Genomic DNA, 24,021 nt, shown 5'->3' with positions numbered 1-24,021 from the left:
GGGCCTGGCAGGATGGGGTGGGTGACCGACGTTCCCGGCAGCGACCGCGCTCGCCGGCGGGCCGTCCCGGCGGCCAAGCCCCGGGTGCGGATGTCCGCGGCGCAGCGGCGCGAGCAGTTGATCTCGATCGCCCGGCAGATCTTCGCCGAGCGCGGGTTCGACGCCACCTCGATCGAGGAGGTGGCGTCGCGGGCCAAGGTCTCCAAGCCGGTGGTCTACGAGCACTTCGGCGGCAAGGAGGGGCTCTACGCGGTGGTGGTGGACCGGGAGGTCCGTTCGCTGCTGGACCGCATCACCACGGCGCTGACCGCCGGGCATCCCCGGGAGCTGCTGGAGCAGGCCGCGTTGACGCTGCTGACCTACATCGAGGAGGAGACCAGCGGGTTCCGGGTGCTGGTCCGGGAGTCGCCGCTGATGTCGGCGACGGGCAACTTCAGCAGCGTGATGAACGACGTCGCGCACCAGGTGGAGCACATTCTGGGCGCGGAGTTCTCCAGCCGGGGGTACGACCCGAAGCTGGCGGAGCTCTACTCGCAGGCGCTGGTCGGCATGGTGGCGTTGACCGGGCGTTGGTGGCTGGAGGTGCGCAAGCCACGCAAGGAGACGGTGGCGGCGCACCTGGTGAACCTGGCCTGGAACGGCCTGTCGCACCTGGCGTCGAAGCCCGGCCCGATCACGGGTTAGCGGTTCCCCCCGGCGAGCGGGTGGTAGCGGCGGCGGCGCTCCTCCTCGGCGTGCTCGGGCGGCCCGACCTTGTCGTAGAGCCCGGTGGCGAGCAGGATCAGCCCGAACAGCAGCGACACGATGACCGTGGACATCGAGAAGTTCAGGAAGTTCGCCGAGGTCTGCAGCACGGACATCATCAGGATGCCGGTGACCAGGAAGACCGCGCCGGCGGTGAGGTTCATGTAGTGCCCGAGGTTGTCGCGGTGGGACGCGCCGACGATCAGGACCGCGCCGAAGACCACCGAGACCAGCGAGAAGGCCAGGTTGGTGCGCAGCCCGAGGGCGTAGGTGTCCGCCCGGCTGAACAACCCGTCACCCCAGGTCTCGAACACTCCCCAGACGCCGAAGGCCAGGATGTAGAGGCCGATGAGCCCGGACAGCAGCCGGTAGAGCGGTCGCGCGGGGTGGTTCACCGGGAAGTGCGCCATGGTGCCCTCCAGTCGCCTGACTGATTCGGGGCAATTGTCGCCCGAGCCATCCGCTCCCGTCCCGGAAAACGCCGATGGCCCGGCGCACCGCGCCGGGCCATCGGGACAGATCGGATCAGAGCACCAGGCGGGCCTTCTGCCAGGCCTCCTGCTCGTCGGTGCTGCCGACCTTGCCGTACATGCCGACCATCAGGAGCACCAGCGACAGGGTCAGGATCACGATGTCGGTCATGATCGAGAAGTTGAGGACGTTGGCGTCCGTCTGGAGGAACGCCAGCGCGGCCAGACCGACGACCATCAGGGTGTACGCCAGCCACTGGTTGATCGCGACGTCGAGGTTGCGGCCGATCGCGGTGCCGACCAGGATCACCACGCCGATCAGGATCGACAGCAACGAGTAGGCCATGTTGGTGCCCTGGCCGAGCACCTTGGTGTCGTCCTGCGCGAAGAAGTCGTTGCCGGCGCTGGCGATGATGCCGAGGCCGCCGAAGACGACGAAGTACAGACCAACGAGCCCGCCGATCGCCCGGTAGATCGGCCGCGCGGGGTGGTTGACGGGGGTGTGGGCCATCTCTGCGTCTCCAAGACCGTTCGGATGAGGGTTCCTCCGGTGATTGTCCCGTACGGCGGTCAGTGACGCCGCACACCCCCCACGCCTCAGCCGGCGGGTAGCTCGTCGGCCAGTGCCAACCACGTCTCCTCGGTGCGGTCCCGCTCGGCCCGCACCTCCTTGAGCTGGGCGTCCAGCTCGGCGACGCGGGCGTAGTCGGTGGCGTTGGCGGCGAGCTGCTCGTGCAGGTTCGCCTCCTTCTGTTCGAGCTTGGCGATCTGCCGTTCCAGCCGGTTGAGTTCCTTCTTCGCGGTGCGTACCTCGGCGGCGGACATGCCGTCGCGGGCCGGCGCGGCCGTGCCCGGGGTCAGGTCGGCGGGCGCCGGGCCACCGGCCGCGGCGGCGCGGGCCAGGTACTCGTCGACGCCGCCGGGCAGGTGCACGAGCCGCCCGTCGCCGAACATGCCGTACGCGACGTCGGTGACCCGCTCGATCAGGTAGCGGTCGTGACTGGCCACCACGATGGTGCCGGGCCAGGAGTCGAGCAGGTCCTCCAGCGCGGCGAGCGTGTCGGTGTCCAGGTCGTTGGTGGGCTCGTCGAGCAACAGCACGTTGGGCTCGCCGGCGAGCAGCCGCAGCATCTGGAGGCGGCGGCGCTCGCCGCCGGACAGGTCGCTCACCGGGGTCCAGAGCCGCCGGTCGTCGAAGCCGAAGATCTCGGCGAGCTGGGACGCGCTGATCTCCCGGTCGCCGAACTGCACCCGGCGGGCCACCTCCTCGACGGCCTCCAGCACGCGCAGGTGGCCGGGGAGTTCGGCGAGTTCCTGGGAGAGGAACGCCGGCCGCACGGTCTGCCCGGCGGCGAAACGCCCGCCGTCGGCGCGTGTCACGCCGGCGAGCAGCCGCAGCAGCGTGGTCTTGCCGGCGCCGTTGCGGCCGAGGACGGCGATCCGGTCGCCGGGGCCGACCTGCCACGTGGTGTCGCGCAGGATCTCCTTCGGGCCGGCGTGCAGCGTGACGTGCTCCAGGTCGTACACCTGCTTGCCGAGCCGGGCGGTGGCGAGCCGTTGCAGCGACATGGTGTCGCGCGGTTCCGGCACGTCGGCGATGAGCGCGTTCGCGGCGTCGATGCGGAACTTGGGCTTGGAGGTGCGTGCCGGCGGGCCCCGGCGCAGCCAGGCGATCTCCTTGCGGAGCAGGTTCTGCCGGCGGGCCTCGGTGGCGGCGGCGATGCGTTGCCGCTCGATGCGGGCCAGCGTCCACGCGGCGAAGCCGCCCTCGTACGCCCGGACGGTCTGGTCGGCGACCTCCCAGGTGGTGGTGCAGACGGCGTCGAGGAACCAGCGGTCGTGGGTGACCACGACGAGCGTGCCCTTGCGGGTGACCAGGTGCCGGGCCAGCCAGTCGACGCCGCCGACGTCGAGGTGGTTGGTGGGCTCGTCGAGGACGAGCAGGTCGGCGTCGCGGACCAGCAGCGCGGCGAGCGCGACCCGGCGGCGTTCCCCGCCGGACATGGTGCCGACCGGGGCGTCGAGACCGAGGTGGGGCATGCCGAGGCCGTCGAGGATGGCCCGGACCCCGGCGTCGCCGGCCCACTCGTGCTCGGCGCCCATGCTCTCGCCGAGCCACGCGGTGCCGAGCACCACGTCCCGCACGGTGAGGTCTCCGGCCAGGTCCAGGCGCTGCGGCAGCCAGGCCACCCGCAGGTCGCGGCGGTGGGTCACCCGGCCGTCGTCGGGCTCCTCGGTGCGGGTGAGCATCCGCAGCAGCGTCGACTTGCCGGCGCCGTTGAGGCCGACCACGCCGATCCGGTCGGCGTCGTCGAGACCGAGCGAGACGTCGGTGAGCAGCGGCCCGGCGGCGCCGTACCCCTTGGACACCCGGTCCAGGTTGACGATGTTGGCCACGGACCCACCTTTCATGACTCAGGCGCCCCGGGGGCCGGGACGCCTGGGTCAAGGGTACGGGGCCTCAGACGATCCGGGCGCCGTGCACCGGGCCGTGGGCGACCCGCGCCTCCCGGCACACCCCGGCGGCGGTCAGCTCGTCGGCGATCCGCTCCGCGTCGGCGGCGTCGGCGGCGAGGAACACGCAGGTGGGCCCGGAGCCGGAGACGATGCCGGCCAGCGCGCCGGCGGCCTCGCCGGCCTTGAGCGTCCCGGCCAGCGCCGGGCGCATGGCGAGCGCGGCGTCCTGGAGGTCGTTGCCGAGCGTGGCGGCGAGCACCCGCGGGTCCCGCTGGCGCAGCGCGCCGAGCAGCGCGTCGGTGCTGCCCAGCGGCGTGCCGGCGGCCCCGGTGTCACGCAGCCGGTCCAACTCGCGGTAGGCGGCGGGGGTGGAGAGGCCGCCGTCGGCCATGGCCACCACCCAGTGCCAGGAGGTGGGACGCGCCAGCACCGGGCTGACCGCCTCGCCGCGGCCGGTGCCGAGCGCGGTGCCGCCGTGGATCAGGAACGGCACGTCGGAGCCGAGGTCGGCGGCGATGCCGGCCAGCTCGTCGCGGGACAGGCCGGTGCCCCAGAGCGCGTCGCAGGCCACCAGCGCGGCGGCCGCGTCGGCGCTGCCGCCGGCCAGCCCACCGGCCAGCGGGATGTGCTTGCGCAGGTGCAGCCGGGCGTGCGGGGCGACGCCGGCGTAGCCGGCGAGGGCGTGCGCGGCACGCAGCACCAGGTTGGTGTCGTCCAGGGCCAGCTCGCCGGCGCCCTCGCCCTCCATGGTGAGCGCGAGCGTGTCGCCGCGGCGGGCGGTCAGCTCGTCGTAGATGGAGATCGCGTGGTAGACGGTGTTCAGCTCGTGGTAGCCGTCCCGCCGCAGCGGCCCCACCCCGAGGTGCAGGTTGACCTTGGCGGGCACCCGCACCTTGACCGGACCGCTGGCCCCGCGCCGCTGCCCGTCCTCGTCCTCCGGTCGCCAGGCCTCGGTCACCGGGTGAGCTCCCGTGGACGAAGGCGGGTGTCGAACGGCTTCTGCACGGTCAGCTCCTCGGCGGGGTCGGGCAACGGCGCCAGCCTACTGGGCTCCGGCGGAGCCGTCCGGGGCCGACGCGGCGATGGCGGCGAACTGCTCCACGGTGAGCGACTCGCCGCGCGCGCCCGGGTCCACGCCGGCGGCGGTGAGCGCCGCGGCGGCCCGGTCCGCGCCGCCGGCCCAGCCGGCCAGCGCGGCGCGCAGCGTCTTGCGGCGCTGGGCGAACGCGGCGTCGACCACCGCGAAGACCGCCGTGCGGGCCACGTCGGGGCGGGGCGGCTCCCGGCGGGTGAACGCGACCAGCCCGGAGTCGACGTTCGGCACCGGCCAGAACACGTTCGGCGGGACCTTGCCGGCGGCGCGGGACCGGGCGTACCAGGCGAGTTTGACCGAGGGGATGCCGTACACCTTGGAGCCGGGACCGGCGACGAGCCGGTCGGCGACCTCCTTCTGCACCATCACCAGGCCGTGTCGCAGCGTGGGCAGTTCGGCGAGGAGGTGCAGCACCACCGGCACGGCCACGTTGTAGGGCAGGTTCGCCACCAGCGCGGTCGGCGCCGGGTCGCCCAGGTCGGCGGCGCCGATCCGCAGCGCGTCGGCGGGGTGCACGGTGAGCCGGGCGGCGTCCGGGCCGGCGAACCGGTCGGCGGTGCCGGGCAGCGCGGCGGCGAGCGCCGGGTCGAGTTCCACGGCGTGCACGTGCGCGGCGACCGGCAGCAGCGCCAGCGTGAGCGAGCCGAGCCCGGGCCCGACCTCCAGCGCCACGTCGTCCGGGGCCAGCCCGGCGGTGGTGACGATCCGGCGCACCGTGTTCGGGTCGTGCACGAAGTTCTGGCCGAGCTTCTTGGTCGGCGTGACGCCGAGCCGCGCGGCCAGTTCCCGGATCTCCGCCGGGCCGAGGAGTCCGGTCACGCCGGGCATCCTTTCACCACGGGCCGAACGCGCGCTCGCCGGTGGCGGAGATGGCGGCGCAGAGTTCGTCCAGGTCGGTGCCGGTGGTGTCGGCGAGGAACCGGACCGTCAGCGGGATCAGGTACGACGCGTTCGGCCGGCCCCGGTACGGCATCGGGGTCAGGTACGGCGCGTCGGTCTCCACCAGCATCTGCTCGATCGGGGTGACGGCGGCGGCCTCCCGCAGCGCGGCGGCGCTGCCGAACGTGACAGTGCCGGCGAAGCTGAGCAGGAAGCCGCGGCGGACGCACGCGCGGGCGAAGTCGGCGTCGCCGGAGAAGCAGTGCATCACCACGGTGTCCGGCGCGCCCTCGTCGTCGAGGATGCGCAGCACGTCGGCGTGCGCGTCCCGGTCGTGGATGACGAGCGCCTTGCCGTGGCGCTTGGCGATGGCGATGTGCGCCCGGAAGCTCTCCTCCTGCGCGGCCCGGCCCGCCTCGCCGGTGCGGAAGAAGTCCATCCCGGTCTCGCCGACGCCACGGACCCGGTCCTGCCCGGCCAGCGCCTCGATCCGGCGCAGCGCCTCGTCCAGGTCACCGAGGCGGGGCGCCTCGTTGGGGTGCAGCGCCACGGTGGCCAGCACCGCCGGGTACCGGTCGGCGACGTCGGCGCTCCACTCGGACGACGCGACGTCCACGCCGACCTGGACGAGCCGGTCCACGCCGGCGTCGGCGGCCACCGCGATCGCGGCGGCGACCGGGTCGCCGCCGCCCGCGCCGCCCGGTGGCGTGCCGTACTCGCCGACGGTGATGTCGAGGTGGGTGTGGCTGTCCAGCACGGGCACGGGCAGCGGCTCGGGGGCGGGCGGGAACTCGCCGGCCCGGCGGGCGGCGCGCTGCTTGCGGGTCTCGGTCTGCTCGGTCATCGCGGCCAGCATCACACACCCGCGCCGGGCCGCGTTCCCGGACCGCCACCGGCCGTTCACACGCCCCACATCTGGCCGGCCTAGCGTCCCGGAAATGACCGTCACCGACCACGCCGGCGGCGCCGCCTCCGAGCGGACCGGGTTGCGCGTGACGTACGACGGGCGCGTGCACCCGGCCGAGGAGCTCGCCCGGGGCGCGGCGTACGAGCTGTTCAGCGCCGACGAGGCGCCCGGCTTCGAGTGGTGTCCCCGGCCCGGGGGCGGCCACCCGTGGCGACGGTTCGTGCACGCGACCGAGGTGGACGCGGTGCACGGGGCGGCCGAGCCGACCGAGGAGTCCGACCCGCCGCTGCTGATGCCGGTGCACCGGGACCGGGGCTGGGCGTACGTGCACCGGCTCAGCCAGCGGCCGTCGGCGGCGGATGATCCGACGCTGGCCGCGGTGCGGGCGTCGGCGGTGATCCGGCCGGGCACCCGGATGGTGAAGGTGCTCTCCGCCCGGCAGCTCGCCGGTTACGTGCGGGGCTGGTTGCCGCACGGCTTCTGCTACCGGGAGCACGACGTGGCGCACCTGCGGACGCCGGCGGGGCTGGCGGTGCTGCGGGGCGACTCCGAGGGCGGCGACGTGGCGTACGCGTTGCGCTGGCGGGCCGCCGACCCGGCCGACTACGACGTCCCGGTCGGCCCGGCGCACCGCGGGCTGACCGCCCTGCCGCCGCGCGACCGGATCGGGCCGCCGGTGCTGGGCACCGGGTTCGTGCCGAGCGACGGGCAGCTCGTCCCGGAGTTCGTCACCCGGGACTTCGCCGACCTGCCGATGCCGGCCAACGCCACGCTGCTCGCCTACCCGGCGGAGGGGGTGGAGGTGGTGCTCTACACCTATCAGGCGGAGCAGCGCGGCTGGCTGCGGCTGGCCGGCCCGCAGTGGCGCCACCTGCTGGCGGCGGTGCCGGGGCTGGCGGCCGACCAGGAGTACGTGCCGACCGGTGACGCGCCGCGCTCCACCCGGCTGGTCGGCGCGTACGCCGGGGCCGAGTACGAGGCGGTGGCCGACCAGCCCGGCGGGTTCCGGGTGCTGGCGATGACCCGGTCGGCCCGGTATCCGGTGGACGCGGCGGCCCGGCGGCTGCGCACGGCCACCTGGCGCGGGGTGCCCTGTCTGGTGTTGCGGGAGGAGGCGGGCTGGCTGCGGTTGCGGCTGCGACGACCGGATCCGGACGCGGTGGCGGTGACCGGGGCGCAGTGTCACGAACGGGGTGTCTACGAGGTGTGGGCGCCGGGTGGCGAGCTGACCGACGACCGGGTGGTGGACGTGCCGTACCCACGCCGCGACGCATAGCCGGCGGCGGGTCGGGAAGGCGTGGGCGTCCGAGACCCACGCGAGGGGGAATTCCGACATGCCTTTCGTCACCGTCGGTACGGAGAACTCCGCACCCATCGACCTGTACTACGAGGATCACGGTTCCGGTCAGCCGATCGTGCTGATCCACGGTTTCCCGTTCAACGGGGCGACCTGGGAGAAGATGAGCGGTCCGCTGCTCGCCGCCGGATATCGGGTGATCACGTACGACCGGCGCGGGTTCGGCAGTTCCGCCCAGCCGGCGTTCGGCTACGACTACGACACGTTCGCCGCCGATCTGGACGTGCTGATGACCGAGCTGGACCTGCGGAACGCGATCCTGGTCGGGCACTCGATGGGCACCGGCGAGGTCACCCGCTACCTGGGCGCGTACGGGTCGGACCGGGTGGACCGCGCGGTGCTGATGGCGCCGTTGGCGCCGTTCCTGCTGAAGACCGCGGACAATCCGGAGGGCGTCGAGAAGAGCCTGTTCGACGGGTTCCAGCAGGCGATCATCGCCGACCGGTTCGCCTACCTGACGCAGTTCTGCGACGCGTTCTTCAACGCCAGCGAGAACAAGGGCAAGCTGGTCAGCGACGAGGCGTACCACGCGCACTGGCAGATCGGCGCGCAGGCGTCCGCGAAGGGCACCCACGACTCGGTGGACGCCTGGCAGACCGACTTCCGCGGCGACCTGCCGAACATCCGGGTGCCGGTGCTGATCATCCAGGGCGACAAGGACATGGTGCTGCCGTACCCGAAGACGGGTCAGCGGCTGGTGGACATGCTGTCCGACGCCAAGCTGGTCACGTTGAAGGGCGCCCCGCACGGCATCCCGTGGACCCATCCGACCGAGGTCAACAACGCGTTGATGGAGTTCATCGGCAAGCCGAGCATGGCCCGGGCCTGACCCCGGACGACGGGCGGCCCCGGGGGTTCCCCGGGGCCGCCGTCGCGTCGGTGGTCAGCCCGCGAGGCGGGCCAGTTCCTCGTCGACGATGGACGGGTCGAGCTTGCGGAACACCGGCTTGGGCGCCGCGAGCGGCCGACCCGCCTCCAGGGGTACGGACGTCCAGCGCGCGCCGACCGTGTAGTCACCGGTCAGCACCGGGTACGCCGGGCCGCCGTCGAGGTCCTCGACCTCCTCGATCACCGGCATCGGCGCGTGCGTGCCGGTGCCGCCGAGCAGCTCGTGGATCTTCTGGGCGGAGTGCGGCAGGAAGGGGGTGAGCAGCGTGTTGGCGTCGCTGACCACCTGGAGCGCGACGTGCAGGATGGTGCCCATCCGCGGCTTGTCGTCGTCGCCCTTGAGCTTCCAGGGCGCCTGCTCGGACAGATACTTGTTGGCCTCGGCGACCACCTTCATGGCCTCGCCGATGGCCTGCTTCTGCCGGTGCCGGGCGATCAGGTCGCCGACGGTGGCGAAGCCGGCCTGCGCGACGTCGAGCAGCGCCCGGTCGGCGTCGGTGAGCCCGGCCGGGTCGACCGGCGGGATCGCGCCGAAGTTCTTCGCCGCCATCGAGACGGACCGGTTGACCAGGTTGCCCCAGCCGGCGACCAGCTCGTCGTTGTTGCGGCGGAGGAACTCCGCCCAGGTGAAGTCCGTGTCGTTGCTCTCCGGGCCGGCGACGGCGATGAAGTAGCGCAGCGCGTCGGCGTCGTACCGCTCCAGGAAGTCCCGGACGTAGATGACGACCTTGCGGGAGGAGGAGAACTTGCGTCCCTCCATGGTCAGGTATTCGCTGGAGACGACCTCGGTGGGCAGGTTGAGCCGGCCCAGCGCGCCGGGCTCGCCGTCGCGGGCGCCGGCGCCGGAGTAGCCGCCGAGCAGCGCCGGCCAGATCACCGAGTGGAAGACGATGTTGTCCTTGCCCATGAAGTAGTAGCCGAGCGCGTCCTTCCCCTCGGCGTCCGCCGACCACCACTTCCGCCACGCCTCGGGGTCGCCGGTGCGGCGGGCCCACTCGATCGAGGCGGACAGGTAGCCGATCACCGCGTCGAACCAGACGTAGATCCGCTTGTCGGCGCGGTCCTGCCAGCCGTCGAGCGGGATCGGCACGCCCCATTCCAGGTCCCGGGTGATGGCCCGGGGCTGGAGGTCGTCGAGCAGGTTGCGGGAGAACCGCAGCACGTTGGGACGCCAGCCCTCCCGGGTGTCCAGCCACTGCCGCAGCGCGTCGGCGAGGGCGGGCAGGTCGAGGAAGAAGTGCTCGGTCTCCACGAACTCCGGCGTCTCGCCGTTGATCTTCGACTTCGGGTCGATCAGGTCGATCGGGTCGAGCTGGTTGCCGCAGTTGTCGCACTGGTCGCCGCGCGCGCTGTCGTAGCCGCAGATCGGGCAGGTGCCCTCGATGTAGCGGTCCGGCAGGGTGCGGCCGGTGGACGGGGAGATCGCCCCGGTGGTGACCTTCGGGACGATGTAGCCGTTGCGGTGCAGCCCGGTGAACAGCTCCTGCACCACCGCGTAGTGGTTGCGGGTGGTGGTGCGGGTGAACAGGTCGTACGACAGGCCGAGCGCCCGGAGGTCCTCGGCGATCACCCGGTTGTAGCGGTCGGCCAGCTCGCGCGGGGTGACCCCCTCGGCGTCGGCCTGCACCTGGATCGGGGTGCCGTGCTCGTCGGTGCCGGAGACCATGAGCACGTCGTGACCGGCCATCCGCATGTACCGGGCGAAGACGTCGGAGGGAACGCCGAATCCGGATACGTGGCCGATGTGGCGCGGGCCGTTGGCGTAGGGCCAGGCGACCGCGGCGAGAACGTGACTCATGAGCGCCAAGCCTAGTGATTGGCGCGGGCGGCCCGCGAACCAATAGGGCGAGCGCGCCCGGCGTACGCCCGATTTGTCGCCGACACGCGGCCTGAGCTGCCCGGCTGGCCCGGCATGCCGGTGTGGAATGAACGTCGTGACCAGCAGACCAGCGGCGCCTGAACCGTCCGCGTCCGCGCGCGCCGCGCGCGGCACGCCGGTCGCCCCGCAACCCCGGGCCGACCCGGCGGACCCGCCGGTGGAGGTGGAGCCGACCACCGGCGCGCCGGTGGACGCCGTGCCGCGCCGGGTGCCGGTCCGGCAGCCACGCTGGCAGCGGCGGTCCGCCCCGGCCGGCGACGAGGCGACCGGCTGGGCGCCGATCGAGGAGGTGCACTGGGACGGCACGCCGCTGCGCGACGAGCCGCGCCGCCGGACCGACCGGATCCGCGTCCGGCGGGAAACGGCCCGCCCGGTCCACCCGCCGGACCCGCCCACCGGCCTCGCCGTGCTGGTGGCGTTGAGCCTGCTCGCCGCGTTCTTCGCCTGGGTGAGCGCCGGCCCGTTCTGGCTGGCGGTGGGGCACTCGACCGGCGGCACCGTGATGATCACCGAGTGCGTCGGCGGCGGACTCACCCAGCGCTGCCGGGGCATCTTCGAGGCCGACGGTGACCGCTTCCAGGCCCAGGGCGTACGGGTCAGCGGCGTGCCGACGGGGCACACCGCCACCGGCAGCACGCTGCCGGCCCGGATGACCGGGCCGGGCGGCGCCACCGCGTACGCCGACTCGGGCGTCGGGCGGCACCTGCGCTGGCTGCTGGGGCTGGCGCTGGTGGCGGGCTGCGCCGCCGGGATCGCCCGGTGGACCGGCGCGACCCGGTTGGCGGACCCGCGGCAACGGCGCTGGGCGGTCGGCCTGGCCGTGGCCGGCCCGCTGCTGATCACCGTCGGCTTCCTCACCGCCGCCTGGTGAGCGTGTAAGGAGGGGGCCCCGCTTAACGCTTCCGGTAGAGGCGGGGGCCCCGCTTAACAGCGAGGTGTTAAGCGGGGCCCCCGCCTAACCAAGGCCCAGGCCAAGGCCCAGGCCCAGGCTCAGCGGTGCACGACGGCGTAGACCTCACGGCGGCGCAGCCCGTACGCGGTCGCGACCTCGGTGATCGCGTCCCGCCGGGACATCCCGGCCGCCTCGCGCCCGTCGACCGCGGCGCGCAGCGTGTCGTCGTCCGGCCGGGCGGCGGGTTCCGGTGACGCGCCGGCCACCACCAGCGTGATCTCGCCGCGCACGTCGCCGGCGGCGGCCCACTCGGCCAGCTCGCCCAGGGGTCGGCGGACCACTTCCTCGTAGGTCTTGGTCAGCTCGCGGCAGAGCGCGGCGGGCCGGTCCGGGCCGAACGCCTCGGCGAGGTCGGCGAGCGCCCCGGCGATCCGGTGGGTCGCCTCGAAGAGCACCAGCGTGCGTTCCTCGCCGGCCAGCGCGCGCAGGCGGGAGCGGCGGGCGCCGGGGGTGCGGGGCAGGAAGCCCTCGAAGCAGAACCGGTCGCAGGGCAGCCCGGACAGCGCCAGCGCGGTGGTGACCGCGCTCGGCCCGGGGGCGGCGGTGACCGGGACGCCGGCCTCCAGCGCGGCCCGGACCAGCCGGTAGCCGGGGTCGGAGACGCTCGGCATGCCGCCGTCGGTGACCAGGGCGATGGTGTAGCCGGCGGTGAGCACCTCGGCCAGTTCCGGGGTACGCCGTTCCTCGTTGCCCTCGAAGTAGGAGACGATCCGTCCGGGCACGGTGACGTCGAGGTCGCGGGCCAGCCGGGTGAGCCGGCGGGTGTCCTCGGCGGCGACCACGTCGGCGGTGGCGAGCACCTCGCGGAACCGGGCGGACGCGTCGGCCGGGTTGCCCAGCGGCGCACCGAGCAGCACCAACCGTCCCACCTCGGACATTTCCCCCACGGCGTGCGCTCCTTCATCGATGGTCGTACCAATTTCGGGGACGATGGACGCCACCGGGCACCCTCGCAGCCTACGATCGCCGGGTGACGAGTGCCTCGACCGCACAGGAGCCCTCCACCACCGACCGGGCCGCCGGCTCGCCGGGCGATGACGGCGGGGGTGGAATCCCGGCCGCGGTCCGACGCCGGCTCGCCACCGTCGACGACCACCTCGGGCGGGGGCAGGCGTGGCTGGCCACCGCCGTGGTGGTGGCGATCGCCGCGATCCTGCGCTTCGTCGGGCTCAGCCACCCGTCCGGCAAGATCTTCGACGAGACCTACTACGCCAAGGACGCGTACGGGCTCATCGACCGTGGCGTCGAGTGGAACTACAAGGACAACGGCCCGTCGTACGTGGTCCACCCGCCGCTGGGCAAGTGGCTGATCGGGCTCGGCGAGTGGGCCTTCGGCTACCAGGACGCCGAGACCAACATCTCGGTGCCGGGGCACCTGATGACCACCGCCCCGGAGTTCGGCTGGCGGTTCGGCGCCGCAATCTGCGGCACGCTGTCGGTGCTGCTGCTGGTGCGGATCGGCCGGCGGATGTTCCGCTCCACCACGCTCGGCTGCGCGGCGGGCCTGCTGCTCGCGCTGGACGGTTTCCACCTGGTGCTGTCCCGCACCGCGATCCTCGACATCTTCCTGCTGTTGTTCGTGCTGGCCGCGTTCGGCGCGCTGGTGCTCGACCGGGACGCCCGGCGGCGACGCTGGGCGCGGGCGCTGGAGGCGGGGCTCGACCCGACGGTGCGGGGGCGGGCCGGCCGGCCGGCGTCGGGCTGGCGGAACTGGCCGTGGTGGCGGCTGCTCGCCGGCGTGCTGCTCGGCTGTGCCTGCGCGGTGAAGTGGAGCGGGCTCTACTTCGTGCCGGCGTTCGCGCTGCTGGTGCTGCTCTGGGAGGTCGGGGTCCGCCGGTCGGCCGGGGTCCGCCACCCGTGGCGGGACGCCGTCCTCGACGAGCTGCCCTGGCTGCTCGCGGCCGGCGTGCTGATGGTGGTGACCTACCTGGCCACCTGGTCGGGCTGGCTGCTGAGCGACGACGGCTACTACCGCCTGGCCGCCCGTTACCCGAACGTCGAGGGCCTGAGCGACACGCCGGTGATCGGCGCGCTGATCAACCTGTGGGAATACCACAAGGCCGCGTACGGCTTCCACACCCAGCTCGACGACCCGCACAAATACCAGTCCTGGCCGTGGCAGTGGCTGCTGCTGGGCCGGCCGGTGGCGTTCTCCTGGTCCGGCGACGGCAACTGCGGCGCGGCGAGCTGCGCCTCCGAGGTGCTGCTGCTGGGCACCCCGCTGCTCTGGTGGTCGTTCCTGCCGGCGCTGGCCGCGACCGTCTGGCTGGGCCTGGCCCGGCGGGACTGGCGGGCCGGGGCGATCCTGCTGAGCGCGGCCGCCGGGCTGCTGCCCTGGTTCTGGTTCGCCCTGGACGGCCGGACGATGTTCTCGTTCTACGCCGCGCCGGCGGTGCCGTTCCTGGTGCTCGCCGTGGTCTACGTGCTGGGCGCGATCGTCACCCCCGCGCCGGTCACCGGCACGTCCGCGCCGCCGACCGAGGAGCAGACCGGTGACCGCCGCCTGGTGGGCGGCATCATCGCGGGCGCCTACGTGCTGCTGGTCGCGCTCTGTTTCGGCTACTTCTATCCGATCTTCGTGGGGAAGCTGCTGCCGTACGCGGACTGGTCCGCCCGGATGTGGCTGGACGGTCGCTGGATCTGAGCGTGGCCGCGCACGCGACGGCCCGGTGGGGACACCCCACCGGGCCGTAATTCGATTGCGTCCGCGCCGCCGATCTGCATGGCGGGCCGGGGCAAGAAAAAAGCGCGCCCCGATCGCCTGCCACGGGGGAAGCGGGCGATTGGGGCGCGCAAGAAGAGCTTAACCACACTGCGCCAACCGCACAACGGGTGCAGCCGAGTCGGATTTCCGACCGACGCACCACCCCCCGAAAGGTTTACATCGGGCAGCTAACGGTGGGTCATCCCCCGAGAACCTTACGACTTCGACATCATCGTCGACCGGCCCACCGGCCGACCCCCACCCGGATGATCTTCCACTGTGGATCTCACTACACTTCGCCCGGTGATCAACAAGAGACGATCGACGGCCGTCCTGTTGGGACTGCTGGCGGCGACCGCGCTGATCGGTCCGAGCCCGGCCGGGGCCGACGACGAGACCACCGAACCCGCCGCCGAGCCACCCAAGGTCGAGCTGGTGCTCGACGTCAGCGGCTCGATGCGGGCCCGTGACATCGACGGGCGCAGCCGGATCAGCGTCGCCCAGCAGGCGTTCAACGAGGTGGTCGACGGGCTGCCCGACGAGACGCAGCTCGGCATCCGGGTGCTCGGCGCCACCTACCGGGGCAAGGACAAGAAGCAGGGCTGCCGGGACACCCAGCAGATCGTGCCGGTCGGCCCGGTGGACCGGACCGGGGCCAAGGCCGCCGTCGCCGGGCTGCGCCCCACCGGCTTCACCCCGGTCGGGCTGGCGCTGCGCTCCGCCGCGCAGGACCTGGGCACCGGCAGCACCGCCCGCCGGATCGTGCTGATCACCGACGGCGAGGACACCTGCGCCCCGCCCGACCCGTGCGAGGTGGCCCGCGAGCTGGCCGCGCAGGGCACCCGGCTGGTGGTCGACACGCTCGGCCTCGCCCCCGACGAGAAGGTACGCCGGCAGTTGCTCTGCATCGCCGGCGCCACCGGCGGCACCTACACCGCCGCGCAGAGCGCCGACGAGCTGACCGGCCGGATCAAGCAACTGGTCGACCGGGCCCGCGACACGTACACGGTCGCCCCGGCGGTGGTCGGCGGCACGGCGGCGTGCGCGGACGCGCCGCTGCTCGCCCCCGGCGTCTACACCGACCGCGAGGCGTTCTCCGAGCACCGCTGGTACCGGGTGCCGGTGCGTCCTGGACAGGAGCTGCGCGCCTCGGTCAGCGTCGCGCTGGACCGGCCGGTGAACCCGGACTACGGCGTGCTGCTGCGGGCCACCGCGCCGGACGGGCGGGAACTGGTGCGCGGCGTCGACGCCGGCAGCGGGCGTACCGACGTGGTCTCGGCCGGCCTGCGCTGGTCGGCCGCCGAGGAGGAGGACGCGGCGAGCCCGACGCCGACCCCGACCGGCACGTCCGCGACCCGGACCGTCTGCCTGGTGGTCAGCAACTCCTTCGCGGCCCGCGCCGGCACCCGCGCCGAACCGGGCATGCCGGTGGAGCTGACCGTGGACGTGGTCGCCGCCTCCCCCGCGCCGGACGGGCCGGACCTCGGCCGCGGCTGGGCCCTGCTGCTCCTGCTCACCCTGGCCGGACTCGTCACCGGGCTGGTCGCCGGGCTGCTCACCCGCTGGTGGGTCGCCACCTGGAGGGAGAACTGAGGATGCGTACCCTCACCCGCGTCGCCGCGGCGACCGCCGCCGCCGGCCTCGCCCTCGCGCCCGGCGCGGCCCTCGCCGCGCCGAGCCCGTCACCGGGCGCGACCACCGTGACCAAGGCCGGCACCTCGTTCCTCACCGCCACGACCATCACCGCCGGCCAGCCGGTACGGGTGGGCGCCTCGACCGGCGACCACCTGTACTGGTCGTTCCGGGCCGAGGCCGGCCAGGTGCACGAGATCGGCGTCACGGTCACCTTCGGAAAGCCGCGCACCGGCGCGTCCACCTGGACGGTCGACGTCTTCGACGGGCTGCGCCGCCGGCAGGCGTGCACGGCCGGCGCGCAGACCCCCACCGCGGACGCGGCGGCGACCGGGGTGACGCTCGGCTGCACGCTGCGCCGGGTGCGGCCGTGGGCCGAGCCGTGGTCCGGCGACCCGCTGCCCGGCACCTACTACGTCCGGCTCTCCGTCACCGACCTGCCCGAGCCGGACCTGGGCCTGCCGATCGAGGTGGACCTGCTGGCCGGCGTGACCGACGATGGCGGCGCTTCCGGTGACGACGGTGAGCTGGCGGCGCCGCTGGTGCCGAACACCCGGGCCGGGACGGTGCTGACCGCAGAGCCGACGCCCGAGCCGGCCGCCGAGGAGGAGACCGACCTGACCGGCTGGCTGCCCGAAGCCGGCTCGCGCTGGGTGTGGACCAGCGTGGGCGGGGTGCTCGCCGCCGTGGCCGGCGTGGTCGGTTTCGCCCTCACCCGGCGGCCCCGCCGCCGCTGAGACCGCTTCCGGTGGCCGCCGTGAACCCGACGCGGCGGCCACCGGAAGCGCGGGGCTCAGGCGGTACGCGGACCGCGCGGCACCCAGCCGATGAACCGGTCCTGCAACGCGGTGACCGGCGCGGTGCGCAGGTCGTGCGTGGCGGCCGCCAGGCAGGAGCCGAGATAGACGCTCAGCGACGCCCGGTCCACCCGGTACTCGATCAGCAGGTGCCGGCGTTTGGTGGCACAGGGCCAGTCGTCGCCGCACGAGCCGCAGGTCCAGTCGGGCGTCACGGGGACGTGCTCGCCGGACCGTGGTTCCGACGCCTCCACACCGGGGGCCATCGGCAACTCCTTCCATCGATGTCGACGCTGCCTCCCCCCGCAACGTTCCTTCCGCGCCACGCTGCGCTCCGCCGTTACGGTACGGTCACCGCGTGTTCCCGTCACCCACTGACGCTCGTGCGTGATTTGTTGCCGTCCGCCGTCGCCGTGGCGGTGGCCGGCCCGGCCGACTGGTCCGGCGCGTTGCTGCCGGCCGAGCGGGCCGCCCTGGGCGACCGCGCGGTGCCCAGCCGCCGGCGCGACTTCACCGCCGGCCGGGTCTGCGCCCGCCGGGCGCTCACCGTGCTCGGCCTGCCGGCCACGCCGGTGCCCGCCGGCGCGGACCGCGCCCCGGTCTGGCCGGCCGGCGTCGTCGGGGCGATCACCCACACCCGGGACTACTGCGCCGCGGCCGTCGCCCACGCCGCCGACGTCCGCGCGGTCGGCATCGACGCCGAGCGGCACCGCCCGCTCACCCCCGGGGTACGCCGGAAGGTGTGCCGCCCCGACGAGGAGGCGGACCTGGCCCGGCTGCCGTCCGGGCTGCCCTGGCCGACCGTGCTGTTCAGCGCCAAGGAGACCGTCTACAAGGTCTGGTACCCGCTCGTCGGCACCTGGCTCGGCTTCCCGGACGCGCGGATCACGCTCGACCCCGACGCGGGCACGTTCCACGCGGAGATCGCACCGGCCCGGCTCGCTGCCGCCCCGGTGCCCGATCCGCCGTCGTCGATGACCGGACGGTTCGCGGTGGACGACGACCTGATCCGTACCGCCGCCGTCCTGGCACGTCGGTGAGGGCCGGACGGCGGCGTTGTGGCCGGCTTGTACCGTCGTCCCGACTGAAATCTCCCGAAGGTGCCCAAGGAGTACGGTGAGCCACCCTCAGCCTCCCTCCGGGTCGCAGGACCCGGACCAGCAGCCGCAGGAACCGCCGACGCAGGCGTTCCCCACCGCGCCGATGCCGCCGGTGTCCGGCAGCCCCTGGGCGCCGCCGCCGGCCCCGGACGCGCCGACGGCCCCCATCTCGGGTGCGCCGCAGCCGCCGACCCCACCGACCGAGGCGTTCCCGCCGGCCCCGGCGACCGAGGCGTTCCCGCCGCAGCCGACCTCCGGGGCGCCGCGGCCGCCGGCGCCGCCGACCCAGGCGTTCCCGCCGCAGCCGGCCTTCGGGGCGTCCTACCCGTCGCAGCCGACGCCGGGCGAGCAGTACCCGCCGGCCCCGCCGACCCAGGCGTTCCCGCCCGCCCCGCCGACCCAGGCGTTCCCGCCGCCACCGTCCACCGAGGCGTTCCCGCCGGCGCCACCGACGTCGGGCGCGCCGTATCCGCCGGGCGGGGCGTACCCGCAGGCGGGTGCGGGGTACCCGCCACCGGGTGGGGAGTACCCGCAGGCGGGCGGCTACCCGCCGCCGGGTGGCGCACAGCCGCCGTATCCGCCCACGTCCGGTGCGCCGTATCCGCCGCCGGGCGGGCAGTACCCGCCGCCGGGCGGTGAGGCGTACGGGGCACCCGGGCCGTATCCGCCGCCCCCGGGGCAGCCGTTCGGGCCGCCGGCGAAGAAGTCCAGCCGCAACGTCTGGCTCACGATCGGCATCGTGGCGGTGGTCCTGCTGCTGCTCTGCTGCGGCGGTGGCATCTTCGCGCTGTACAGCGGCGCGAAGAAGACCAAGGAAGCGATCGACACGCTGCCCACCCCGGGCATCACCTACAGCAACCCGGTCGACCCTCCGCCGACCGGCGCCCCGCCCGCCACGCCGCAGCCGGGCACGACCGACGACGAGACGTTCAACATGCCCGCCGGCGACAAGCTGATCGTCAGCGACGACGAGGGCACGCTGGAGATCACGGTCGGCAACTTCCGGACCAAGGACGCCGCCTGCCGGGAGTACGCGTCCGGCCCGAAGAACGGCACGTTCCTGATCGCCGACGTGTCCGCCGAGGTCACCAAGGGCACCGCCTCGATCAACCCGTTCTTCTTCACCTGGAAGGGCGCGGACGGCACCGAGGAGAGCGGCATCGCGGGCGCGTTCTCCGGCTGCGGCAAGCTGATGACCTCCGGCAACAACCTGCCGGTCGGCTCCAAGCGCAGCGGTCAGCTCGTCTTCGACGTCAAGGACCGCAACGGCGTCGTCGAGTACGAGCACCACCTGCGTACCGCCGGGTCCTGGAAGCCCTGACCCCGCGCGACCCCGCACGTGGGGGCCGGTCCCGCCCGGGACCGGCCCCCACGCCGTTCGGGTGGTCCCGCCACTCCCTCGAGGTACCAAGATCTATGGCAGTGTCGCGCCCGGCCGATCGGCCCGGCGGGTCCCGCCGGGTGGTCCGAATCCCGCGACTCGTCGTCGCCGGACGCTGTCGGAGCGTCGATGTGGAGCGCGCCGATTTACCGCTGGCAATCGTTGCGTACGCAAGCAGACTGTGGTGCGTGACGAACCCATCACCGCACAGCCCGGCGTACCCCGCTCCGAAGCAGTCCTGGTGGCGCCGGCTCCCCGGTGGCGGGAAGGTCGCGGTCGTGGCCTCGATCGTGCTGGTGCTGTGCTGCTGCGGCGGCGTGGCGATCGGCGCCGGCCGCGACTCCCCCTCGGCCCCGGCCGGGAAGAAGGCCGCACCGGCCACGTCCGCGACGACCGGTGTCGAGGCAGCGGCATCACCGGCCCTGCCGGTCGCCGCGTCGGCGACCTCCGTCTCGCCCCCGGCCGCGTCGCCGACGGAGGCGAGCCCGAGCCCGAGCGCGCCACCGTCGCCCGAGGTCCGGACCACGACCGTCACCTCGACCACGAAGATCGCCTACGCCACCCGGACGGTGAAGGACGCCACCCTGCCGCAGGGGACGAAGAAGGTACGCACGCGCGGCGTCGCCGGGGTGCGCACGCTGACCTATCGGGTGACGGTCACCGACGGCGTGCCGACCGCGCGGAAGCTGATCCGCTCGGTGGTCACCCGGCAGCCGGTCACGCAGGTGGTCGCCGTCGGCACCAAGCAGACCCGCAGGTGCGACCCGAACTACAGCGGGGCCTGCGTGCCGATCGCGAGCGATGTGGACTGCTCCGGGGGCAGCGGCAACGGTCCCGCGTACGTCGACGGCCCGGTCCGGGTCATCGGCAGCGACATCTACGACCTGGACCGGGACGGCGACGGGGTGGGCTGCGACGACTGACGGCTCCCCGGCGTGCCGGCACGGGGCGTGAGGGACAGCCCTCGCGCCCCTATGCTGGGCCGGTGATCCTCGCCGACGCCGCCGGTTCCTGGGCCGGCACCAACGGTTTCCGAATGCTGCCGGCCGAGCCGTTCGCCGAGTCACCGGCCACGCTGACCGTGGCGACCGCGGCCGGCGGTCACCTGACCACTGTGGCGTACTCGTGGGCGCATCCGGACGACGGGCCGCAGGACGGCCTGCTCGTGATCGCCGTCGGCGAGCAGCCGGGTTCGCTGGCCGCCTGGTGGGGCGACTCGTGGCACCAGCAGCCCACCGCGATGACCCTCAGCGGCGCGACGGGCGGGCCGGCGGTGGTCGAGCTGGCCGCCGAGTACGCCGGCGGTTGGGGGTGGCGGATCACGCTCGACGCGGCCGACCCGGCGACGCTGCGGCTGCGGATGGAGAACGTGGTCCCGGCGGACCAGGCCGGCCCCGACACCCCGGCCGGCCCCTATCCGGTGATGGTCTCCGAGCTGCGCCGGGTCTGAGTCCCGGCGACGCCCGTGGAGCCCGGTCCGTCGAGGATCTCGCGCAGCCGGCGGGCGAACGCCTCCGGCTGCCCGGCGTAGTCGCCCTCCCCGCCGACGAAGCCACCGTGGTGGCTCGGGAAGATCGCCGGCCGCCCGCCGAGCAGCTCGGCCGTCGCCACCGACGTGCGGCCGGTGAACGTGTCCGCCGATTCCTCGCCCACCGCGATGACGAGCCGGGTCCGCGTCGCGCGGAGCGCGTCGACGTCCGGCCGGTACCTGATGACCGCCGCCGACCGTTCGGAGAGCAGCGGGTCGTCCCGGGAGCCGTCGTCCTCGACCGGCATCCCGAACGCCGCCGGGTCGGGCGCGGGCCGGGCGAAGTAGTCGTCGGTGAACTCGCCGCGCCACGACGTCATGGCCACGAACGCGGCCATGCCGGCGCCCCAGCCATTCTTCCGGTACGCCTCCTGGCAGGCCGCCATGGCCCGGGCGGCGGCCTCGGCGTCGGGCAGCAGCGGGACGAGCGGCGGCTCGTGCGCCACCAGCGTGGCCACCGTGCCCGGGTACGCCGCGACGAGGGCGAGCGCGGTCACCGCCCCGCCGCTGCTGGCGAACATGTCGACCGGGCCCGCGCCGAGCGCATCGACGACGGCCCGCACGTCGGCGGCCTGCACCTCGGGTACGGAGTCGGTACGGCCGTCCCGGCGTACGCTCCGGCCGAGCCCGCGCGGGTCGTAGGTGATCACGGTCCGGTCCGGGAAGTACGAGGCGAGCGCGCCGAAGCCGTCGGCGCACATCGGCTGGCCGATCATGAAGAGGGGCCGGTGCCCGCGGGTGGTCGTGTCCGGGGTGTGCACGTCGTAGACGAGGTCGACGTCGGGCAGGTCAAGTGTCTGTGTGGTCATGCTCCGGTCGACCGTGGTCGGCCCGGAAAGTCATCGGTCCGCCCGGGATTCCCATGCCGGGGCGGCTCGCGGCGGTGTCGACGCCCACCGCCGCGAGCCGCGCCGTCGTCGTCAGCCGACCGTGCCGGTGACCGTGCTGCCGGACTTCGTGACGTGGTAGGTCACCTTCGTGCCGCTCCAGAAGTGGAACGTCAGGGTGACCCGCTGGCCGTCGTTGACCTCGGCGAAGAACTCCGGCTTCAGCGTGATCGTGTTGCTGCTGTAGTTCGGCGCGAAGGTCACGTCGAACTCCTTGAACGGGGTCCAGTTCTGCGGGCCGGCGTTGCTGCCGTCCGCGTACGTCGCCTCCATGGTGGCGAGCTGGTCGCCGCGGAACTGCGCCGGCAGGTCGAACCCGCTGGTGGGGCCGGTGGCGTTGCCGAGCACCGGCGGGTCGTACGTGATGATGCTGATCCGCCACGGCACGCCGGCGGAGAAGCGGGCCTGGAGGTTGGCGTTCACCCCGTAGGCGCGGGCGCCGACCAGCCGGGTCAGCGCCGGGGCGGTCAGCGTGAGCGTGGTGCCGGAGACCGTGTAGTCGGTGCCGTTGACCAGGTCGGTGGTGCCCTGCCGCAGCCCCTGGAACGTGGTGCCGTTGAGGTTCAGCGTCAGGCTCTTGGCGGTGATCGTGCCGGTGCGCGGCACGTACACCTGGTCGCTGGACGCGGTGCCGGAGCGGGTGGTCCAGCTCGACCTGATCTGGGCGAACAGCTCCGGGTCCTTCCACCCGAAGGACGTGCGGTCGAAGTGCTGGCCGTTGTCCCAGAGCTGGGTGGTGAGCTTGCGGCTGCGCGCGTACCAGCCGAGGAACTCGAAGAACTTGAGCTTCTCGCCCTGCTCGATGGTGCCGGTGTGGCGGTCGAAGCCGAGCAGGCCGTACTCCCCGATGATCACCGGGATGTTCCGCGAGACGAACGCGTTGTGGACGCGGTCGAACTGGTCGGTCAGGTCCTTCTGCACGGTGGCGTCGAACGTGGTGCCGCCGGCGATGTTGACGCTGAACGGCCAGTAGCCGTAGAAGTGCACGGTGGCGATCAGGTTCGGGTCGTTCAGCGCGTTGAACGTGCTGACCAGCTCGTCGACCCGGGCCTGCTCGGCGGAGGTGTGCAGGGTGGGCAGCACGAGCAGCCGGGTGGCGTTGGTGCCGCCGGACTGGCGGACGATCCGGTGGAACGAGGTGTTCAGCTCGTTGAGCAGCGTGGCGTTCTGCGCGTCACCGGAGCTGCCGGTGAACTGCGGCTCGTTGACGCTCTCGAACACCAGCTTCGACGAGCTGTCGCGGAACGCGGCGGCGAGCTGCGTCCAGAGCGCGTTGTAGCGGTTCAGCACCGTGGTGCGGTCGGTGGGCATCGTGTTGATCCACTGCCACGAGTCGTGGTGGATGTTGATCACGACGTAGAAGCCGTCCGCGAGCGCCCAGCCGACCACCTCGCGTACCCGGCTCAGCCAGGCGGCGTCGATGGTGTAGCTCGGCGCGCCACCGTGGTGGTTGCTCCAGGTCACCGGGATCCGGATGCTGTTGAAGCCCTGCGCCCGCACGTTGTCCAGCAGCGCCTCGGTGACCCGCGGGTTGCCCCACGCGGTCTCGTCCGCGCCGACCGCGTCGAACGAGTTGCCGAGGTTCCAGCCGGGCTGCATGGCGGCGACCGCGGCCATCGCGTTGCCGGCCGGCGGCGGCGTGGTGGGCGGCCGGGTGGTCGGCGAGGTGGTCGGCGAGGGCGTGGTGCTGGTGGGCGGCGGCGTCGTGCCGCCGACGCTTCCGGTGCAGGTGACGCCGTTGAGCGCGAACGAGGTGGGCGCGGTGTTGGCGCCGGACCAGGAGCCGTTGAAGCCGAACGAGACGCTGCCGTTGGTGGCGAGCGCGCCGTTGTAGCTGACGTTGGTGGCGGTGGCCTGGGCGCCGGCGGAGCTGACCGTCGCGTTCCACGCCTGGGTGACCTGCTGCCCGGACGGGAACGTCCAGCGCAGGGTCCAGCCGTTGACCGGGTCACCGAGGTTGGTGACGTCGACGTTGGCGGTGAAGCCGCCGGCCCACTGGCTGGTGGTCGTGTAGGTCACGCGGCAGCCGGCCGCCGCCTGGGCGTTGGTCGCCAGCAGGGCGGTGCCGGCCACGAGCGTCGCGGCGGTGGCCGCGACCAGGCCGACACGTAGTCGGGCCCGTTTCGCGGTACGGAAGAAGCCGAACATGGTGGGTCCTTCGGGGTGGTGGTGTGCGCGCGGACGGGTCAGGCGGGGCACGCACCCGCCCGGCGCGAGAGTAAGTTTGGATTCCAAACATTGTCAATCGGCAGGTATTGATGCGTGAGCTCCTCGGGAGGACCCGAATCGATTCGAGGCCGTTACCGCGAGATCCAGCCCGGGCAGCAGACGGCTGCGCGGAGGACGATGGGCGGCAGCGGCCACCG

General features: G+C 73.6%; 22 protein-coding genes. 11 read left to right on the top strand and 11 right to left on the bottom strand.

The window, feature by feature from the left end; translation table 11 throughout:
• The first annotated feature begins 21 nt into the window (after positions 1 to 21).
• The gene (locus ACH495_RS04630) at positions 22 to 684 is read left to right on the top strand and encodes a TetR family transcriptional regulator (protein WP_396856353.1); all 663 of its coding nucleotides are present in this window, start codon (positions 22 to 24) and stop codon (positions 682 to 684) included.
• On the opposite strand, the gene ACH495_RS04625 is transcribed toward ACH495_RS04630, so the two are convergent.
• The 6 genes from ACH495_RS04625 to ACH495_RS04600 form a co-directional block, all read right to left on the bottom strand.
• Positions 681 to 1,154: a DUF4383 domain-containing protein gene (locus ACH495_RS04625; protein WP_396856352.1), complete on the bottom strand. Its 474-nt coding sequence runs from the start codon at positions 1,152 to 1,154 to the stop codon at positions 681 to 683. The genes ACH495_RS04630 and ACH495_RS04625 overlap by 4 nt on opposite strands.
• A gap of 115 nt (positions 1,155 to 1,269) precedes the next feature.
• Entirely contained in the window at positions 1,270 to 1,725 is a 456-nt protein-coding gene (locus tag ACH495_RS04620) for a DUF4383 domain-containing protein (protein WP_396856351.1), read from the bottom strand.
• An 86-nt stretch (positions 1,726 to 1,811) separates the two neighbouring features.
• Complete coding sequence (locus ACH495_RS04615) at positions 1,812 to 3,611, bottom strand: ABC-F family ATP-binding cassette domain-containing protein (protein ID WP_396856350.1); 1,800 nt, start codon at positions 3,609 to 3,611, stop codon at positions 1,812 to 1,814.
• 64 nt (positions 3,612 to 3,675) lie between these two features.
• Complete coding sequence (locus ACH495_RS04610; protein ID WP_396856349.1) at positions 3,676 to 4,629, bottom strand: 4-(cytidine 5'-diphospho)-2-C-methyl-D-erythritol kinase; 954 nt, start codon at positions 4,627 to 4,629, stop codon at positions 3,676 to 3,678.
• A gap of 84 nt (positions 4,630 to 4,713) precedes the next feature.
• On the bottom strand, positions 4,714 to 5,583 hold the full coding sequence (rsmA, locus tag ACH495_RS04605) for a 16S rRNA (adenine(1518)-N(6)/adenine(1519)-N(6))-dimethyltransferase RsmA (RefSeq protein ID WP_396856348.1): 870 nt from the start codon (positions 5,581 to 5,583) through the stop codon (positions 4,714 to 4,716).
• 13 nt (positions 5,584 to 5,596) lie between these two features.
• Positions 5,597 to 6,499 (bottom strand): TatD family hydrolase, encoded by a 903-nt coding sequence (locus tag ACH495_RS04600; RefSeq protein WP_396856347.1) that lies wholly within the window; start codon positions 6,497 to 6,499, stop codon positions 5,597 to 5,599.
• 82 nt (positions 6,500 to 6,581) lie between these two features.
• Here ACH495_RS04600 and ACH495_RS04595 point away from each other — a divergent pair, with 82 nt between their 5' ends.
• A complete protein-coding gene (locus tag ACH495_RS04595) occupies positions 6,582 to 7,826 on the top strand; it encodes a hypothetical protein (RefSeq protein ID WP_396856346.1) in 1,245 nt (414 codons plus the stop codon).
• Between the two features lie 58 nt (positions 7,827 to 7,884).
• The gene (locus ACH495_RS04590; RefSeq protein WP_396856345.1) at positions 7,885 to 8,736 is read left to right on the top strand and encodes an alpha/beta fold hydrolase; all 852 of its coding nucleotides are present in this window, start codon (positions 7,885 to 7,887) and stop codon (positions 8,734 to 8,736) included.
• 54 nt (positions 8,737 to 8,790) lie between these two features.
• Here the strand turns inward: ACH495_RS04590 and metG are convergent, their stop codons facing one another.
• Complete coding sequence (gene metG, locus ACH495_RS04585; protein ID WP_396856344.1) at positions 8,791 to 10,593, bottom strand: methionine--tRNA ligase; 1,803 nt, start codon at positions 10,591 to 10,593, stop codon at positions 8,791 to 8,793.
• A gap of 127 nt (positions 10,594 to 10,720) precedes the next feature.
• Between metG and ACH495_RS04580 the strand changes: the two genes are divergently transcribed.
• Positions 10,721 to 11,545 (top strand): hypothetical protein, encoded by an 825-nt coding sequence (locus tag ACH495_RS04580; protein ID WP_396856343.1) that lies wholly within the window; start codon positions 10,721 to 10,723, stop codon positions 11,543 to 11,545.
• 119 nt (positions 11,546 to 11,664) lie between these two features.
• Here the strand turns inward: ACH495_RS04580 and rsmI are convergent, their stop codons facing one another.
• A complete protein-coding gene (rsmI, locus tag ACH495_RS04575) occupies positions 11,665 to 12,504 on the bottom strand; it encodes a 16S rRNA (cytidine(1402)-2'-O)-methyltransferase (RefSeq protein WP_396856523.1) in 840 nt (279 codons plus the stop codon).
• Between the two features lie 92 nt (positions 12,505 to 12,596).
• Between rsmI and ACH495_RS04570 the strand changes: the two genes are divergently transcribed.
• From ACH495_RS04570 to ACH495_RS04560, 3 genes are all read left to right on the top strand, one after another.
• Positions 12,597 to 14,270 carry a dolichyl-phosphate-mannose--protein mannosyltransferase gene (locus ACH495_RS04570; protein ID WP_396856342.1) on the top strand — a complete coding sequence of 558 codons (1,674 nt, stop codon included), beginning with the start codon at positions 12,597 to 12,599 and terminating at the stop codon, positions 14,268 to 14,270.
• 363 nt (positions 14,271 to 14,633) lie between these two features.
• On the top strand, positions 14,634 to 15,923 hold the full coding sequence (locus ACH495_RS04565; protein WP_396856341.1) for a VWA domain-containing protein: 1,290 nt from the start codon (positions 14,634 to 14,636) through the stop codon (positions 15,921 to 15,923).
• Positions 15,924 to 15,925: 2 nt separating this feature from the next.
• Positions 15,926 to 16,699 (top strand): peptidase, encoded by a 774-nt coding sequence (locus ACH495_RS04560; RefSeq protein ID WP_396856340.1) that lies wholly within the window; start codon positions 15,926 to 15,928, stop codon positions 16,697 to 16,699.
• Positions 16,700 to 16,755: 56 nt separating this feature from the next.
• Here ACH495_RS04560 and ACH495_RS04555 read toward each other — a convergent pair whose 3' ends face one another.
• A complete protein-coding gene (locus ACH495_RS04555) occupies positions 16,756 to 17,025 on the bottom strand; it encodes a hypothetical protein (RefSeq protein WP_396856339.1) in 270 nt (89 codons plus the stop codon).
• Positions 17,026 to 17,142: 117 nt separating this feature from the next.
• Between ACH495_RS04555 and ACH495_RS04550 the strand changes: the two genes are divergently transcribed.
• From ACH495_RS04550 to ACH495_RS04535, 4 genes are all read left to right on the top strand, one after another.
• On the top strand, positions 17,143 to 17,799 hold the full coding sequence (locus tag ACH495_RS04550; protein ID WP_396856338.1) for a 4'-phosphopantetheinyl transferase: 657 nt from the start codon (positions 17,143 to 17,145) through the stop codon (positions 17,797 to 17,799).
• 76 nt (positions 17,800 to 17,875) lie between these two features.
• Complete coding sequence (locus ACH495_RS04545; protein ID WP_396856337.1) at positions 17,876 to 19,180, top strand: hypothetical protein; 1,305 nt, start codon at positions 17,876 to 17,878, stop codon at positions 19,178 to 19,180.
• Positions 19,181 to 19,428: 248 nt separating this feature from the next.
• Entirely contained in the window at positions 19,429 to 20,163 is a 735-nt protein-coding gene (locus ACH495_RS04540) for a G5 domain-containing protein (protein ID WP_396856336.1), read from the top strand.
• A 62-nt stretch (positions 20,164 to 20,225) separates the two neighbouring features.
• Positions 20,226 to 20,690, top strand: a complete 465-nt coding sequence (locus tag ACH495_RS04535) for a hypothetical protein (protein WP_396856335.1) — start codon at positions 20,226 to 20,228, stop codon at positions 20,688 to 20,690.
• Here ACH495_RS04535 and ACH495_RS04530 read toward each other — a convergent pair.
• Complete coding sequence (locus ACH495_RS04530) at positions 20,654 to 21,577, bottom strand: alpha/beta fold hydrolase (RefSeq protein WP_396856334.1); 924 nt, start codon at positions 21,575 to 21,577, stop codon at positions 20,654 to 20,656. The two genes, ACH495_RS04535 and ACH495_RS04530, sit on opposite strands and share 37 nt — an antisense overlap.
• Before the next feature lie 111 nt (positions 21,578 to 21,688).
• Positions 21,689 to 23,803 (bottom strand): cellulase family glycosylhydrolase, encoded by a 2,115-nt coding sequence (locus tag ACH495_RS04525; protein WP_396856333.1) that lies wholly within the window; start codon positions 23,801 to 23,803, stop codon positions 21,689 to 21,691.
• Between the last annotated feature and the right edge of the window lie 218 nt (positions 23,804 to 24,021).

The sequence above is a fragment of the Micromonospora sp. NPDC018662 genome (assembly GCF_044391475.1).
Lineage (GTDB): Bacteria > Actinomycetota > Actinomycetes > Mycobacteriales > Micromonosporaceae > Micromonospora.
Note: the sequence above shows the minus strand (reverse complement) of the source record. Positions and strands in the feature narration are given on the sequence as shown.